Origin of the sequence: Nitrosospira sp. Is2 (genome assembly GCF_033095785.1) — a bacterium.
In the GTDB taxonomy this organism is placed as follows: Bacteria; Pseudomonadota; Gammaproteobacteria; order Burkholderiales; family Nitrosomonadaceae; genus Nitrosospira.
Map to the genome: position 1 here is coordinate 1,473,112 of NZ_CP137134.1, position 15,386 is coordinate 1,488,497.

18 protein-coding genes and 1 pseudogene are annotated in these 15,386 nt (G+C 53.4%); 7 read left to right on the forward strand and 12 right to left on the reverse strand.

The window, feature by feature from the left end; genetic code table 11:
* Positions 1 to 188 precede the first annotated feature (188 nt).
* Positions 189 to 932, reverse strand: a complete 744-nt coding sequence (locus R5L00_RS06420) for a CADD family putative folate metabolism protein (RefSeq protein ID WP_317653813.1) — start codon at positions 930 to 932, stop codon at positions 189 to 191.
* A 179-nt stretch (positions 933 to 1,111) separates the two neighbouring features.
* Here R5L00_RS06420 and R5L00_RS06425 point away from each other — a divergent pair, with 179 nt between their 5' ends.
* On the forward strand, positions 1,112 to 1,534 hold the full coding sequence (locus R5L00_RS06425; protein ID WP_107693536.1) for a YqaA family protein: 423 nt from the start codon (positions 1,112 to 1,114) through the stop codon (positions 1,532 to 1,534).
* A gap of 105 nt (positions 1,535 to 1,639) precedes the next feature.
* Here the strand turns inward: R5L00_RS06425 and grxD are convergent, their stop codons facing one another.
* The 4 genes from grxD to hemA all read right to left on the reverse strand — a co-directional run bounded on the left by grxD (position 1,640) and on the right by hemA (position 5,254).
* Entirely contained in the window at positions 1,640 to 1,957 is a 318-nt protein-coding gene (gene grxD, locus R5L00_RS06430; protein WP_317653815.1) for a Grx4 family monothiol glutaredoxin, read from the reverse strand.
* Positions 1,958 to 2,087: 130 nt separating this feature from the next.
* A complete protein-coding gene (prmC, locus tag R5L00_RS06435; RefSeq protein ID WP_317653816.1) occupies positions 2,088 to 2,915 on the reverse strand; it encodes a peptide chain release factor N(5)-glutamine methyltransferase in 828 nt (275 codons plus the stop codon).
* 12 nt (positions 2,916 to 2,927) lie between these two features.
* A complete protein-coding gene (gene prfA, locus R5L00_RS06440; protein ID WP_107693534.1) occupies positions 2,928 to 4,004 on the reverse strand; it encodes a peptide chain release factor 1 in 1,077 nt (358 codons plus the stop codon).
* Positions 4,001 to 5,254, reverse strand: a complete 1,254-nt coding sequence (gene hemA / locus R5L00_RS06445) for a glutamyl-tRNA reductase (RefSeq protein WP_107693533.1) — start codon at positions 5,252 to 5,254, stop codon at positions 4,001 to 4,003. Before hemA ends, prfA begins: the two co-directional genes overlap by 4 nt.
* 464 nt (positions 5,255 to 5,718) lie before the next feature.
* On the opposite strand from hemA, the gene epsA reads away from it, so the two are divergent.
* Positions 5,719 to 6,513 (forward strand): XrtB/PEP-CTERM-associated transcriptional regulator EpsA, encoded by a 795-nt coding sequence (gene epsA, locus R5L00_RS06450; RefSeq protein ID WP_317653818.1) that lies wholly within the window; start codon positions 5,719 to 5,721, stop codon positions 6,511 to 6,513.
* Between the two features lie 118 nt (positions 6,514 to 6,631).
* On the opposite strand, the gene R5L00_RS06455 is transcribed toward epsA, so the two are convergent.
* Positions 6,632 to 7,252 (reverse strand): PEP-CTERM sorting domain-containing protein, encoded by a 621-nt coding sequence (locus R5L00_RS06455; protein ID WP_107693530.1) that lies wholly within the window; start codon positions 7,250 to 7,252, stop codon positions 6,632 to 6,634.
* Positions 7,253 to 7,786: 534 nt separating this feature from the next.
* On the opposite strand from R5L00_RS06455, the gene R5L00_RS06460 reads away from it, so the two are divergent.
* On the forward strand, positions 7,787 to 8,416 hold the full coding sequence (locus R5L00_RS06460; protein ID WP_317653819.1) for an acyltransferase family protein: 630 nt from the start codon (positions 7,787 to 7,789) through the stop codon (positions 8,414 to 8,416).
* 17 nt (positions 8,417 to 8,433) lie between these two features.
* Positions 8,434 to 8,859, forward strand: a complete 426-nt coding sequence (locus R5L00_RS06465; RefSeq protein ID WP_317653820.1) for a hypothetical protein — start codon at positions 8,434 to 8,436, stop codon at positions 8,857 to 8,859.
* A 55-nt stretch (positions 8,860 to 8,914) separates the two neighbouring features.
* Here the strand turns inward: R5L00_RS06465 and R5L00_RS06470 are convergent, their stop codons facing one another.
* Complete coding sequence (locus R5L00_RS06470) at positions 8,915 to 9,385, reverse strand: NUDIX domain-containing protein (protein WP_317653821.1); 471 nt, start codon at positions 9,383 to 9,385, stop codon at positions 8,915 to 8,917.
* A 655-nt stretch (positions 9,386 to 10,040) separates the two neighbouring features.
* Between R5L00_RS06470 and R5L00_RS06475 the strand changes: the two genes are divergently transcribed.
* On the forward strand, positions 10,041 to 11,102 hold the full coding sequence (locus R5L00_RS06475) for a Kelch repeat-containing protein (RefSeq protein ID WP_317653822.1): 1,062 nt from the start codon (positions 10,041 to 10,043) through the stop codon (positions 11,100 to 11,102).
* Between the two features lie 372 nt (positions 11,103 to 11,474).
* Here the strand turns inward: R5L00_RS06475 and R5L00_RS06480 are convergent.
* From R5L00_RS06480 to R5L00_RS06490, 3 genes and pseudogenes are all read right to left on the reverse strand, one after another.
* A pseudogene (locus R5L00_RS06480) lies at positions 11,475 to 12,617 on the reverse strand (aldehyde dehydrogenase family protein); the annotation flags it as partial.
* A gap of 14 nt (positions 12,618 to 12,631) precedes the next feature.
* A complete protein-coding gene (locus R5L00_RS06485; RefSeq protein ID WP_317654224.1) occupies positions 12,632 to 12,766 on the reverse strand; it encodes a hypothetical protein in 135 nt (44 codons plus the stop codon).
* A gap of 142 nt (positions 12,767 to 12,908) precedes the next feature.
* The gene (locus R5L00_RS06490) at positions 12,909 to 13,388 is read right to left on the reverse strand and encodes a tautomerase family protein (protein WP_090459419.1); all 480 of its coding nucleotides are present in this window, start codon (positions 13,386 to 13,388) and stop codon (positions 12,909 to 12,911) included.
* A gap of 141 nt (positions 13,389 to 13,529) precedes the next feature.
* Here R5L00_RS06490 and R5L00_RS06495 point away from each other — a divergent pair, with 141 nt between their 5' ends.
* Entirely contained in the window at positions 13,530 to 14,087 is a 558-nt protein-coding gene (locus R5L00_RS06495; protein WP_317653826.1) for a LysR family transcriptional regulator, read from the forward strand.
* A 14-nt stretch (positions 14,088 to 14,101) separates the two neighbouring features.
* A complete protein-coding gene (locus R5L00_RS06500; RefSeq protein WP_317653827.1) occupies positions 14,102 to 14,434 on the forward strand; it encodes a LysR substrate-binding domain-containing protein in 333 nt (110 codons plus the stop codon).
* A gap of 365 nt (positions 14,435 to 14,799) precedes the next feature.
* Here the strand turns inward: R5L00_RS06500 and R5L00_RS06505 are convergent, their stop codons facing one another.
* Both R5L00_RS06505 and R5L00_RS06510 read right to left on the reverse strand, forming a co-directional pair.
* On the reverse strand, positions 14,800 to 14,949 hold the full coding sequence (locus tag R5L00_RS06505; RefSeq protein WP_317653828.1) for a DUF4113 domain-containing protein: 150 nt from the start codon (positions 14,947 to 14,949) through the stop codon (positions 14,800 to 14,802).
* Positions 14,949 to 15,149, reverse strand: coding sequence for a hypothetical protein (locus tag R5L00_RS06510; protein ID WP_317653829.1), 201 nt, complete (start codon positions 15,147 to 15,149; stop codon positions 14,949 to 14,951). Before R5L00_RS06510 ends, R5L00_RS06505 begins: the two co-directional genes overlap by 1 nt.
* Positions 15,150 to 15,386 lie beyond the last annotated feature (237 nt).

The following is a 15,386-nucleotide window of genomic DNA, read 5'->3' on the forward strand; positions in this document are numbered from 1 at the left end:
ATCAGACGACAAGTGAATGAGTAAAAGGAGAAATCTTCTGGTGAGCAACGCGGTCGCGTCTGCTCACCAGAGACAGGAATCAGGAGAGAAGGCTTGTAACCACAACCCCCGCAACTATTTCGCCAAGTTATTGCAGGGCGACAGCGGAACCTGGTCAGAAGCTTCTCAGCGCAAGACTCAGTGGAGGCTCAGTGTAGTGTAACCGCGGCCTTATCCTCGCAGGCGAGGTCTGCACAGTAATTTTCGTACACGCCATCCAGAAAACCCCATAGCGCGTCACATGCCCGGGCGGTCGCGGCCATCACCTCAGCCTCTTTCTCCGGAGTATCGACAAAGCGGTCAATCAACTCCCACTCAGCTTGCGAATGATATACGTCCGCTTCCTGGTGTACGGAAAAGAACTCATAGCTAGCCGGATCGCTCATGCCATAAAACCTTGCCAACCCGTCGATCTTGACCGCGGCAATGGACGGAACCTGGGATTCAAACGCATGCAGGGCGGCCAGACCTGCGTAAAAGGGTTCGTTCAAGCAGATGTCGCGAAATGTATCCACGAGCCTGGCTGTCCCCGGCAGAGCTGCTGCCTTTGCCAAGGCCTTATCCGTGGAACCTAGGGCCAAGGCAAAATTCTTCCATAGCGCGGGGTGGTTTTTCTCGCCGTGCTCTTCGCTGATCAGGTTCTTGAGCACTTCCTGCCTTACGCTGATGTCGCCGCTATTGGTCTCGCTGTGAAAATGCGGTGTATTAAAATGTACTGCGCTCAAGTAAGTCGGCTCGGCGAGCACATTATGGAAATATTGTTCGGCATACCCGCGCAACTGCTCTTTAGTGAGCTTTCCTTCTGTCCAAGCCACGTAAAAAGGATGCTTGAGCAGGTGTTTGGCGGTGATGATGGAATCGATCTTATGCTTAAGAGATACGTTGTTTGTCATGGTTTTTCCTCTTGAACAGAGATGGGGTGGTCGGTCGGCGTATCATCGCCAAATAATGTCGTGAAGTCAAATTTTGAAATCAAGTCGCGAGGCGTGATCGAGCGGCCATTTCAAGATGATTGCTCCATCCACTTAAAACGCATTAGCGGCTACACTGCGGTTTTTTTTCAAAAATTGTTATGGATGAGCAATCGAGTCTGCTGGCGCTATTTACCAGCAGCTTTCTCGCGGCCACGTTGCTGCCCGGCGGTTCGGAGGCGGTACTATTCGGCGTATTGACAGCTTATCCGCAGCTTTACTGGCCGGCTTTGGCCGTCGCCTCCGTCGGCAACACTTTGGGTGGAATGAGTTCGTATGCTATCGGGCGCTTTTTACCCGACGAAAAAGCGCTTATGCAAAAGGCCAAGGGGAATATGCGCGGCCTGTTCTGGGTGCGCAAATACGGCAGCCCGATATTGCTGCTGTCGTGGGTGCCGCTCATCGGCGATCTGCTATGTGTCGCGGCGGGGTGGATCCGCGTTAACTGGATCTCCGCGATGGCGTTCATGGCCGCAGGTAAATTCTTACGTTACTGGGCGATCGCGGCAGCGATGAGTCCGTAGCAACGATCTATCCAGCACAGGTTGCAGAAATCAGCCGGCCGATACAAGGCTCATCGGCCGCTTATCAGTTAACCCTCGCAGTTCAACCTCGACACCGCCTAAAGCCTAACTGGTCTTACCCTGAAGTATCTTCTGCAGTTCACCGCTCTGGTACATCTCACTAACGATATCCGATCCGCCGACAAACTCGCCATTGATGTACAGCTGCGGGATAGTCGGCCAATTTGAATAGTCTTTGATGCCTTGCCGTATCTCCGGTTCGGCAAGCACATCCACCGCAAAAAGATTGTTCACCCCGCAGGCGTTAAGAACCTTGACCGCATGGGCGGAGAAGCCGCACTGGGGGGCGGTCGGCGTGCCTTTCATGTAGAGCACTACCGGATGCGTAGTTACCTGCTCTTTGATCTTTTCCTGGGTATTCATTTCTGGCTCCTTCTTCTTTAAAGTTGAATAAATGGCAAATCGGCTTATAGGAGGAAATCAAACGGCCTTAAGGAAAACTGCCACCATGCTGAAGATACCTTTTAAATTGTAATTTTAACAGCTTATTTCGTTAAACTTCCAAACAGCCACCGCTGACACGCGGTATGCCGGCGAAATCGGGAAGAGAGAACACTCCACCCAATCCAGCCTTGCTCAACAGCTCCCTGCAAGCTTGCGCCTGATCGTAGCCATGTTCGAGCAACAGCACGCCTTTCCAGGCCAGGTGAGCGGGAGCGCAGGCGACAATGGATTCAATGCACTCAAGGCCACCGCGACCTGCCGCCAGCGCGCTGTCCGGCTCATACCGCAAATCACCCTGGCCGAGATGAGGATCGCCTTGTGCGACGTAGGGCGGATTGGAAACGATGAGATCGAACCGTTCTTCGCCAAGCTCGCGGAACCAGTCTCCCTCAAAAATGCGCACATTCCTGGCGTTGAGCTGAGCGGCGTTGATTTTCGCAATAGCAACGGCATCGGCGGAAATGTCCACCGCGGTGATACACGCAAGGGGCCGATGTTTGGCTATCGCCAAGGCAACAGCGCCGCTGCCGGTTCCCAGATCAAGAACCCGGCAGGAAAAGTCGATGGGAATCCGCTCCAGGGACAGGTCAACCAGTAATTCTGTTTCAGGGCGGGGGATGAGCACTGCCGGGGTTACGGTAAAACTCAGGCTATAAAATTCGCGTTTGCCGATCAGATAGGCTACCGGTTCCCCAAGCACGCGCCGCGCGACCAACAGGCGAAAGCTTTGTGCTTGCCTCGCTGTGAGCCGCCGGGCGGGGTGGGCAATGAGATGCGCATGGCCAACGTCCAGCACGTGCTGCAACAGCATCCGCGCATCGATGTCGTCGATGTCCCTGCGCGCCTGATCTAGCGCTTCGCGAATAGTGATCTGCAAGAAGGTGTTACTTCACTCCGCCATTGCCGCTAATTGCTCCGCTTGATGCTCGGACATCAACGCAGAGCAAAGCTCATTCAAGTCCCCATCCATGACTTGCTCGATCTTGTAGAGCGTAAGATTGATACGGTGATCTGTTATACGGCCCTGCGGAAAATTGTAGGTGCGAATACGCCCGGACCGATCGCCACTGCCCACTAGAGATTTGCGCGTGGCAGCCTGTTTGCTTTGCTGCTCCTGCGTCTGCTTGTCACGGATGCGAGCCGCGAGGACGCTCATTGCCTGTGCCTTGTTTTTATGCTGCGAGCGTCCATCCTGGCACTCGACCACGATCCCGGTGGGCAAATGCGTGATGCGAACGGCGGAATCAGTCTTGTTGATGTGCTGCCCGCCGGCGCCGGAGGCGCGGTACGTATCAATCCTCAGCTCGGCCGGGTTCAGAACCACATCCATTATCTCGTCCGCCTCAGGCATCACCGCAACGGTACAGGCGGAGGTATGAATGCGTCCCTGCGTCTCAGTGGCAGGTACCCGCTGAACCCTGTGACCACCCGATTCGAACTTGAGCTTTGAATACGCCCCTTGCCCGATGATTTTCGCAATGATTTCCTTGTAGCCGCCTGCCTCGGAAGCGCTTTGGGATATTATTTCGATCTGCCAGCGCTGACGTTCGGCAAAACGCGCATACATGCGGAACAGGTCGCCCGCAAATAGCGCGGACTCGTCACCGCCAGTACCGGCGCGAATTTCGAGGAAAATGTTGCGCTCGTCATTAGGGTCCTTCGGAAGCAATTGCTTCTGCAATTCAGCACTGAATCGCACCAATTTCTCCCTGGAGTCGCGAATCTCGGCATCCGCGAAATCACGCATTTCCGCATCCGAGCTCATTTCCTGCGCGGTATGGATATCACGTTCGCTTTGCAGATACGCATTGTAAAGCTCAACTACCGGCGCTATCTCCGCGCGTTCACGCGTCAACTTGCGGTAGTTATCAAGATTCGCCGTAATGCTTTCGCTACTAAGCAGACGATTCAATTCTTCCAAGCGCACGCTGAGCTGCGTGAGCTTGGCGGCAATGCTTTTGTTCATTCTGGGCGGTGGAGATGGTACAGTCGGTTGATCAGCTCGACCAGATCGTCACGCTCGTCTGCCACTGCGTGGTTGAGCGCGTAGGAAGGGATATGCAGGAACTTGTTCGTCAAGCCGTTACTCAGCGATTCGAGGATTTTTTGCGGGTCTTCGCCTTTTGCCAAAAGTTTCTTGGCCCGGTCCAACTCATGGCGTCGATACCGCTCAGCCTGGTCGCGTAGCGCTCGTATGGTGGGAACAACTTCGCGCGACTCCAGCCAGTGCATGAAATTGACCACATTGGTGTCAATTATCGCCTCGGCCTGCGCCACCGCTCCCTGACGGGAATCCAGCCCTTCCTTGACGATCTCGCCAAGATCATCCACTGAATAGAGAAACACATCATCCAGTTCGGCGACCTCGGGCTCGACATCCCGCGGAACAGCCAAGTCCACCACGAAGATCGGACGATGCTTTCGTGTCTTGATTGCGCGCTCAAGCATGCCCTTACCGAGTATGGGAAGCGTGCTGGCGGTGCATGTCACGACGATATCATGCAGCGCGAGCTGTTCAGGCAACTCGTTGAGTGTAATTACGTTCGCGTTAAAACGACTGGCCAGGGACTGCGCACGCTCTGCGGTGCGGTTTGCGACGGTGACGCGCTTGGGATGACGCGCGGCGAAATGACTGGCACATAGCTCGATCATCTCGCCTGCACCGATAAATAACACCCGCTGCTCTGCGATATCTCCAAAAATCCGTTCCGCCAACCGGGCGGCAGCCGCGGCCATCGAAACCGAATTAGCGCCAATCTCGGTGGAGCTGCGAACCTCCTTGGCGACGAAGAAAGTGCGCTGAAATAACTTGTGCAGCATCATGCCGAGGGTGCCGGCGTGTTCAGCCGATTTAACGGCGCTCTTCAATTGCCCCAGTATCTGCGGCTCACCCAGCACCATCGAATCAAGCCCGCTCGCCACGCGAAAGGCGTGCTTTACCGCTTTTTCGCGCGGCAACTTGTAAAGATACGGCTCCAGGTCGCGAGCCTTCATCTGATGAAAATCGGCCAGCCAGTGCGTGGCCTCCTCCGGCTTCTCCGTACTGCAATACACCTCGGTACGATTACAGGTGGAAACAATCGCAGCTTCTCTCACCGGATGATGCCCGACAAGATCACGCAAAGCATGCTCGGTTTTATCCGCCGGAAACGAAACCTGCTCGCGCACATCCAGTGGCGCGGTCTGATGGTTAATGCCGAAGGCGAATAACTGCATGGACGACAATTTGGTCAACCGGTCAAGAATTTCAAAATTCGCTGATTATAGTATTACAAGCTTTTGAATACCATCGGTTGGAAGAGTTTCTGCTTTGAAGAAAAATTTACAAGCTTTTTGTATCTTTCGCCTGCCCAGCCAAACCATGCTCACGCCGAGCGCCAGCCCATTTTAAACCTGGAAATTTCCAACCTCAACGTCATCCGTGTCGCGTTTGTTGACACAATCCCGAAAAACAAAGCAAAAAACCACGTAGTTTGTTGAATTTTAACCATATTAAAACATGGAACAAAAGTTGCTTGTTAGGGTAGGCTGGTAGGGCCCTGACTAGCAGATCTTAGGCACGAACCCCGATGACCACAGGTCTTTTATAAGAATAATTCGTGCACTTACGTTCACCGGCAATTGAAGTTCCGCGCTTTATATTGCCAGAACGCTAGCCATATAAAGCGTGACCTATAAACATGGATCTCTCTACCTTATCCCCCGAAAATCTTGACCGTTACTATCACATCATTACCGAAGCGAACAGCATTCGCCGACACAACGAATTGCTCGCGTGGCTTCAGGGAGAAATCCAATACTATTTGCCGCACGAAATCCTGATCGCCGCATGGGGTGATTTCGCGGCTAACCGGATTTCCTACGACATTGTCTCAGCATTGCCCGGGGTCAGAACCGAGCACTCAACTCCGCAAGCGCTGTTGCCCCTGCTGCAGGGGTTGTTTAACCGCTGGGTAGAACTTGGGAAGTCCCCCTACACGCTCGGTGTCGGCGAATCCGGTTTCCTGTTGGAAGGGGATGGTCTTCAGTGTTCCCTGGGTAAGGCATTGCAAGCCATGCGTTCTTTGCTGGTACACGGCCTTATCAATGAACGGTCGCGCCACGACTGCATTTATGTGATTTTCAGCTCAGAAAGAAAGCTGCATGAATCGCTTGGCGCCGTGCAAATCCTGCTGCCTTACCTCGATATGGCGTTTTGCCGAGTTACACCGCTTACGAGCCCTCAGCCCCAACCCGATCAACCCCTGCTTGCAGAGCAACCGAGCGGAAGCGAAAACCCAAGTTTGAGCAAGCGTGAAGTAGAAATCATGAAGTGGGTGAAAATGGGCAAAACAAATCTTGAGATTGCCAGCATTCTGGATATCAGCGTATTCACGGTTAAAAATCACCTGAGGCATATCTTCAAGGTCCTCGATGTTACTAATCGAATGCAGGCCGCCGCAAAAATCGCCAAAAGCGCCAAACCGGATGACTGAGCAGGATAGCTGAGATTCAAATCAGCTCTGTCGGAGTTAAAACCGACTCGTGCGTCATTCTCAACCCTCATAATCGTCAACCCCGCATTGCGGCGGGGCCTGACGCTGCATTGATGAGCTAAGCCTTTTCGTTCCTACTCGTGCGTTTAGCCATGTACCCCATTAATCCAAGCCCAGCAAGCAGCATCGCGTAGGTTTCCGGCTCTGGGATCGTCGGCACCTGCGTCAGTGTGAAGGTGGCAGTGTTCCCGGCGCCGGGATCAAACGGGCTCAGTGAAAACGTTGCAGTAGCGACGCCCTGATGCGCCAGTTCACCAGTAAAGTTGAGGTTACGCGGGCCGCTGGAAGGGGCAGAATCGAGGGCGAAGCCAGTCAGTGTCGAGTTGTTGAAATTGGTAAAAACGACTCCTTGACCTCCCGTCGTCGGTTCAGTGATGATGAAGTGGTAGTCGAGCCAGGTCTGACCCGTATTGTTGGCAATTGTCTCTGTGACCACGTAGGGATTCCCCGGTCCTCCATTAGTGTGGCCAACTGTAAAAGTCAGCGAGATCTGGTCCAGGCTGGTAAAGGCTTTGGAAAGATCGAGCACGTTGGGATCAGTACCAAGATTAGTAAGCTCAAATGTGCCCCCCGCCCCATTGTTAACCGTAACATCGGTAATAACGCCTGCGGCGGACGCAGTGGAAATCGACCCCCCGAAAGCTAAAGCGGCCACCAATGCTTTAAATTTTACGTTCATTATTCTTCTCCTTCGGAAAATTGCGATAAAAACAAATCGGTATGCTGAGCCACTCTGCCTCTTGTATCTCGCAGCGCACTTTTATACCGATTGTCATCTTCCGCCAGAAGACAGAAATTTGTAATAGACCTATTGCTTATAGCACCATGGAGCTATATGCCGCGAAGAACTATGAGCAACAGACAGATAAGGCGCAGAGATTGTTTGCGGAATCATTAGCTTGCACCCTTGATCGGACGGTCAGTAGCGTTCCTTCCAATTTTTTTGGCGAAGGAGCACACTTCGCGAGGTAAATTCAAATAGAATTATCGCTTTCCACAATCAATTCTCCGTTATGACGGAAGATTAATCCCGCAAAACCCTGAGTCATAACTGTGCCGCAGTTCCGTTCCTGTTTCTCTTCGTTGACCACGCCTCGTTATAGCTCATGGGAACTTGGGCATTTATTCCGCAAGCGGCATCCCCAGCGCCCTGCGTCAATCTCTTCGGACAAACATAAACGCCATGCACGTTAGCCTTTTGAGGATGCCTTTCGTGGATGCCCTCAAGGCTATCGCCTGCCTATCGATAGTGGCGCACCACTTGGCCGCCTACGGCCCCATGTCGCAGATAGCATACCCCCTGTTCTCCGGCTTTATCGATGGGGTTTACGAATATGGAAGAATGGCTGTCCCCGTTTTTTTTGTTGTTGCGGGCTTTTTATTTGCGGGAAAACACGCGCCCGGTGGCGTACTGCTCGTATCTCACCCCGTTCAGGCCATCAAGCGACGTTACCTTAGGTTGGTAGTGCCATATCTGGCGGCACTGATCCTGGCAATCGGATGCGCAGCGGTTGCAAGAATATGGATGGTGCACGAGTCAATACCCGCCGCGGTTAGTCCTTTCCAGCTTCTGGCACACGCGCTGCTGCTTCAGGACTTACTTGATCAGGAGGTGTTATCCGCCGGTATCTGGTACGTGGCCATTGATTTCCAGCTGTTCGTCAGTGCGGTGATGCTGTTGTGGCTATCACGACAGATCCAGCACCGGCACCCGAACCTTAAAGCAGGCGGCCTAATTCTGATTACGGGTTTGACGCTAGCCTCGCTATTCGTGTTTAACCGGGATAAATCGCTAGATGAAACCGCTTTCTATTTTTTTGGGTCATTCGGTCTCGGATTCTGATTTATTGGATCTCCGACATGCCGCGCCGTAACCTTTGGCTCGTGCTGCTGGCTCTCGTGGTGATAGGGGCTTTATTAGTCGACTTTCGTTTCAGGATAGCGGTTGCCGGAGCGGTGATGCTGATGCTGGGCCTGGCGAAACAACATTGCTCCTTGCTGGAAAACTTGCGGGTGCCGGTCTTTTTAACTTCTCTGGGACGAATTTCCTACTCTATTTTTCTGGTCCACTTCCCCCTGTGCCTGGTCGTCAATGCAACATTTTTTCACTTTTTCCCGGTTCACCCTGTCGCGAATGCATTCGGGCTAATATTGGCTTTCGGCGTGAGTATCCTGGGCGGTGCGCTGTTTTTTAGATGGGTCGAAAGCAACTGGAATAACCGCGCTCGTGTCTGGACGAGAACCAAAGATGTGGTTGCTTCTGTGGGCCCGAAACTTGGAATATAAATGGCGTCAGGTTGAGTAAACAAAAACGTCCGGTAAAAGATTTACCGCCTCAGTCCTAAAGGCGCTCTTCGCCCAGCTTTTCGCGTAGTTCAACAAGAAAGCCTTTCTGCCCCGGATGAATCCGGCGCACGGCTTCCGATATTTCGAACCATTCGGCGCGATCCACCTCGGGAAACTCCTTGATTCGCCCCGACCCTGTTGGCCACTCCATGCGGAAAGTATTCGAAACCAGACTTGCGGGATCCCAATCCGACTCAGCTGCCCAGGCAATGACAAGCTTGCCTCCAGGCTGTTGGCGCTCTGAAAGCGGCAAAAACGGCCCGGCTGGCCGATTCCCGGTTTCTTCGAAGAACTCGCGTAACGCGGCCTGAAAAGGCTCTTCGCTTTCCTCGTATTCGCCTTTCGCGATTGACCATGCCCCAAGGTCTTTCTTTGCCCAGAATGGACCGCCCGGGTGGAGAAGCAGCACCTCGAGACAATTGGCTCGTCTGCGGAAGGGGAGAATGCCAGCACTTTTTTTGGGCATGCAAAAGGCTCCGTTGGATCAGAGACGGCTTGTCTATCTACCTACGTCAGCGAGAATTGCATCGCGTAAATATACCCCGGACGCTGTCCATCAAATCATATTGGCTGACGAACTTCGGGCAATATCCTGCGATGACTAAAATTAACCCGGTGTCGACTCCGCAAAACAAAAAAAGGATCAGCAATCAGCTAATCCTTTAATACTTGGTGGCCCGGAGTGGAAGGGTGCCACCGACACAAGGATTTCCAGCCGCCCGTCCGCAATCGATTAGTTTCAGCGTATTCAGCTCAGCGAACACCAGGAGCTAGGGGTGGCAAAACCTCAGTTTACTGTTGTGCAGCTTTTAGCGTCCTCGCCCCAATGGCCGGCGCTGAATCAACCCGAAGCATTCATCTAAGAAACATAAATCGTTCGCAGAAAAATTCTGCCCGATATTGACGATCTTTGTTCTAAATTCAAAGAGACTATCATAAGGTAAAGGCTGGTTACGTCCGTTAATTCAAGGGATGATTCGACCAGGATTCATCGCCACTCTGAGGGATTGATTGCTGCACTACCGCTCCCCTTCGCGTGCTGGAGTTGCCAATAGTTTCTAGGCGGTTGAGACCCGCGTCAAAGCTGGAGTGGGGCATTATTTTGCTACGGAGGAAAACAAATGAGTGTCAGCAAAACAAGAACGGTTCAAATCAGATGGAACATGACCGGAGCGTTACTCGCGTGGTGTCTAACCGCCAGTTTAGCGTTTGCGGATGAATGGAGATCGGCCGCAGCGATACCCAAAGGCGCAGAGGAGGTATACGGAATCGCTGCAGGCGGCAAGCTATACGTTTTTGGCGGACTCGGGTTGGACTGGAACGCAATGGGGATGGTCATGGAATACGATCCGGGCACCGACATATGGACCCGCAAGCGCGACATGCCCCGCGGTCTCCATCACGTAGCGCTCGCTGAAGTGAAAGGACGCATTTACATGTTTGGAGGCTTCACTCTGCCGGAGAAAGGCAAGCCTATGTGGGTTCCGGTCAATGATGCGTGGGAGTATGACCCGCAGGCCGACGCATGGCGTGCGCTTGCGCCACTCCCTGTCGCACGCGGCTCAGCCAATGCAATACATATAAACGGTCGTATCCATGTCATTGGGGGCGCCACGCTGCCCGCAGGACTGAAGGAGGAATGGGTCCACCCCTCGCGGAACATCGCCGTCGGAACGCACGAGGTCTACGATCTGGCATCCAATAGTTGGACAAAGGCCGCAGATATGCCGACCCCTCGAAATCATGCCACAGGCGCTGCAGTAGACAACCGTATCTATATCATCGGTGGACGAATAGGATCGGTCTTCATCCCCAACGCATTCAATATTGATTTGGTCGAGGAGTACAACCCGGCAAAGGATCAGTGGCAATTGCGGACCCCGATGCCGACCCCGCGCAGTGCATCGGCCTGGGGAGTATACGGAGGGCAAATTTACGTGGCGGGTGGCGAGATCCGACATCGGGATATCTGGGGCACGTACACGGCAGTTGAAGCATTTGATCCGAAGAGTAACAGCTGGATAAGACACTCCCCTATGCCCATGCCCAGGCACGGGTTGGCGGGAGATTTCATCGGCAATCATTTCCACTTGGTAAGCGGTTCTGTCCAGTCCGGCACGAACGCTTCCGGGCTTATTACAAATACCGATCGACATGACATTCTGGTGATCGACCGCAAGTAGCGACTTGGGCCAAGCCCATGCTTACGAGCTGGGGAAATTCAATCCGGGGCCATGGTAAAGGCTGCTGTCAACGCTAGTGGAAAGTGAAAGGCCGTTAAGCCATCTGATAGGGCATTTTCGCATATGCGATATGCGAAAATGCCTATTCTGTGCAGTATTCAAGCACGCTCAAAATTTCCTTCCATTCATAGGCGATTGCTTGCTCGGTGATCATAATCCGCACGTGAGCCGTGGGGCCCGCGCTGCAGCGTCTGGGAGAGGCCTATGGCAAACAAGCCCCCATGGCGGCGAGCCGGAGGGTGCTACATTGATCAACTTCTCATTGACGAATTCACCGAAGCCGAGTTCCGACAGCTCACGGCCGAAGCCTGAATTCTTGACACCGCCGAAGGGAAGCTGAGCGGACGTCCATACTGGCTGATTTATGAAGACCATACCGCTGTCGATCTTTGCTGCAACCTTGCGGCCACGTTCGATGTCAGCCGTAAACACCGAGGCACCAAGACCGAATGGAGTCGCGTTTGCCAGGCAAACAGCTTCATTTTCATTTTCGACGACGTGGAAGGAAGCAACTGGACCAAATAACTCCTGGGCATAGATTGGGTTTTCCTCGCTGATGCCGACCAGTACCGTCGGCTACAAGTAGAAGCCAGGACGAGCGAGCCTTGCACCACCGTACACAACCTTTCCGCCTTCCTTCCGAGCCAGCTTGATTTGGTCCAAGAGAAGATTTAATGCCTTCTTTGAAGCGAGCGGCCCCAACGTCGTAGCGGGATCATTGGGGTTCCCTGCCTTCAATAAAGCCAGGCGCTGAACGAAGCCATCCAGGAAAACCTCTCCTCGCTCCTTGCCAATGACAATGATACGTTTTGAACCGACGCAACACTGCCCCATGTTGAACATCCGACCGAACAAAGCATTATCCAGCGTGGATTCCATGGGCGCGTCTTCAAGCACGATCAGCGGATCACTTCCCCCCAGTTCCATTACTGATTTCTTGAGGCTGCGGCCAGCGCGCCCGGCCACCGCCGCACCTGCGCGTTCGCTGCCAGTCAAGGTAACGCCACGGATGCGTGAATCCTCGATCAATCTTCCGATCTGTTCAATACTGGCAAAAATATTCGTGTACACACCGGGCGGTGCGCCAGCTTCCTCAAAGAGGCGAGCAAAAGCCAGTGCTGACTGGGGAACGCTCTCCGCGTGCTTGAGAAGCAGCACGTTCCCTACCATCAACTGCGGTCCTGCTACCCTCGCAATCTGGTAGTAGGGGAAGTTCCACGGCTCGATGCCGATCAGAACGCCGATCGGCTCGATATGCAGTTCAGCGCCGGGAGATTCGAAAAGCATGCGCGGCTTCAGGTAATTCTCAGCTTTCTTTGCGTAGTAATCCAGGATATCGGCAGAAAGGGAGACCTCTGCCCGCGCCTCAGCGATAAGCTTGCCCACTTCTAACGTCAGATAGTGGCTATACTCCTCGCTTTTTTTTCGCAGGATGGCGGCTGCAGTCGAAATTATCCTGGCACGCTCACCTACCCGGCGCTGCTGCCAATCGTTGCGAAAGCCTTGTGTGCGTTCGCAACTGCAGCCTCCAAGTCTTCGTCGGAGATATTTGCATAAGTCTTTATCAGTTTGCCTGTTGCAGGATCGATCGTTTGATAAGCCATATTGCCTCCATGGTCTTAAAATGAGTGAACGCCCCGTTTTCCTCTCAGAAAGATCAAAAAGATAAGCGGTGTTCTTTTGCGGTATGTGCGACGTCGAGCTCAAAAGAAATTGGGGCCGTCCAACCGGGGACGGCCCCCAGATCTAGCGATCCGCTATTCCTGGAGTAAACGCCAGGTTAACAGGAAGCTTTTCCACCACAGTGTAAGGACTCGCCTTGTTTTCCTTTACCCATCTCTTCTCAGCTGCAGATTCAAAAGGAGGCGGAATCTCTCCCTGGAGAGACCAAAGATCGAAAGGCGTCTCGTCAATGGAAATCTCCCAATCGTAACCTCTGTCCTTTACAAAGGGAGCAATAAGCTCATCGAGCGTTCTCACCCACCATTCCCGCATGACTGGGCCGGGCAGCGTCCTCGCAATGTGATCGACCCTGAACCGGACAAATTTGTTATTCGGCTCACCGCCTACAAAGCAGGAGTCCTTGGCTATTTCCTCAAAAATGAAGACTACATAGAACTTCGGGATAGGAACGCGTGCATACATACCGGTAATCCTTTCGGATAGATCCTTTTTGTCTTGAGCGGTGTATGCACCGGCCGGATGATAAACTTTCCATAATGGCATGTTTTTTCTCCAAATTATTTAATCTGTTACCCACTTGCTAATTGCAAGCGGGCAGTCCAAGCATAAGCTTGGGACGGAAAGGCGGGTAGTCTGCTAAATTAGCTAGCAGAGTTTTATTTTTGGAACGATGAGGTAGTCCCGGTGCAAGATTTGAATGACCTCTACTACTACGTCCAAGCTGTGGATCATGGCGGCTTTGCTCCGGCAGGCCGGGCGCTGGGTATACCGAAATCGAAGCTTAGCCGCCGCATCGCCAAGCTGGAAGAGCGGCTCGGCGTCCGCCTGATCCAGCGTTCGACACGCCACTTTGTAGTTACCGAAGCCGGGCAGACCTATTACATGCATTGCAAGGCGATGCTCGTAGAAGCTGAGGCGGCCCAGGAAGCGGTAGACACGCTAAAAGCCGAACCCCGCGGCGTAATCCGCATGACATGCCCACTACCCCTAGTGCATGCGTATGTGGGAGTGATGCTGGCCGATTTCATGATGCGCTATCCGCACGTCACGGTGCACATGGAGGCAACCAACCGGCGTGTCGATCTGGTCAGCGATTCGGTGGACGTCGCCCTTCGTGTGCGACCGCCGCCTTTGCAGGACAGTGATCTGGTCATGCGCGTCCTGGCTGAGCCGGATCAATGCCTCGTGGCCGGCCCTGCGCTTGTCTCGCAGCTCGGCTTCCCTACTGACCCCTCTGCCTGAGCAACTGGCCAAGCATGGGCCTGGGAACCCCGCAGCAAACCCATCGGTGGGTGCTGTATGGGCCCGATAGCGCACTAGCAACCCTTCATCACACGCCACGCTTCGTGACGACCGACATGATTGCGTTAAGAAATGCCGCTGTGGCCGGCGTCGGTGTGGTGCAGCTGCCGGTGGTCATGGCACGAGACCAGTTGGCGGCTGGTTTATTGGTCAGGCTGGTGCCCGACTGGGCGCCGCGCCGCGAAATCGTTCATGCGGTATTTCCATCTCGCCGCGGTCTTCTGCCATCTGTGCGGGCGTTAATTGATTTTCTCGCAGAGCGTTTCGACATCGTGCATGAGGACTAGGCTAACTTAAGAACACTACCGAGCCCCTGTCGTTTTCAGTATTGTTCGTGCCAACCACGCCAAAGTCGGCCGAGGATGAGGTGGTCTACTTGCTAGGGCTGGCGGACCGGGAGGAAGCGCAAAAAGCGGTGCAGATTCTATTTTAGGTTTTAAAGTTGAGCAGACAATTGGACGTTGGTACACCTGTCACTAGGTAGGGTTATTTCTGTTTTATAGCCGGATCGAATACAAGTGAAAGGTCAAAGGTGGCCTTGGCTTGTAGACGGCTGGTATTATTCGCGCCTGCCAGGAACCAATCGCGGCCTTTGCGTTTTTGTTATTAGCATCATCCGCCTTCCAAACTTCAGCATTTCTATGTTTCGATATCAGGTCACCACTGGCAGCTCGTTCCAGTCTCCCGTGTAGTTGGGACCATTGAAGCTGCGCCGCATGGACCAAGAGCGGTCAACTCCCTCTGACGCGAGGTGAATGGTGCTGCGCTGGTATTTGCGGTTGATACGGTCCACAGTATCCATTAGCCTGCCTGACTTGTTCCTGCTTGATGAGTATGCAAACAGGTCTGTCTGCTGACCTTCTTCTGCGCCAGTTCAGACAGCATGACTCCCGCTTTCTGGTAAGAGACTCCTGGCTGATACATTAGGCGCTCGCCCATCCATTCCCCATCCACATCCGCAATGACTATATTGGATGACTTGGGCTTGATTGAGCGATCCACGATCAATCAAGTCCCATCAAAGATGCCTGCCTCGACCATGGAATCGCCTTTGACGGTGAAGAAGAACGTGGCCCATGAATTGGCAATGAGCGGTCATTGAGGACGAGCGTCTTCTGCTCATAATCCTGCGCCAATACCCACACTGATTCTCAGGTGTACCTCAGGACAGTAGAAATTACTGCTGAGTTAGCTACAATCCCGAGCTATGTAGGCCCCAGCGCGTGCGTTGCCAGCCAA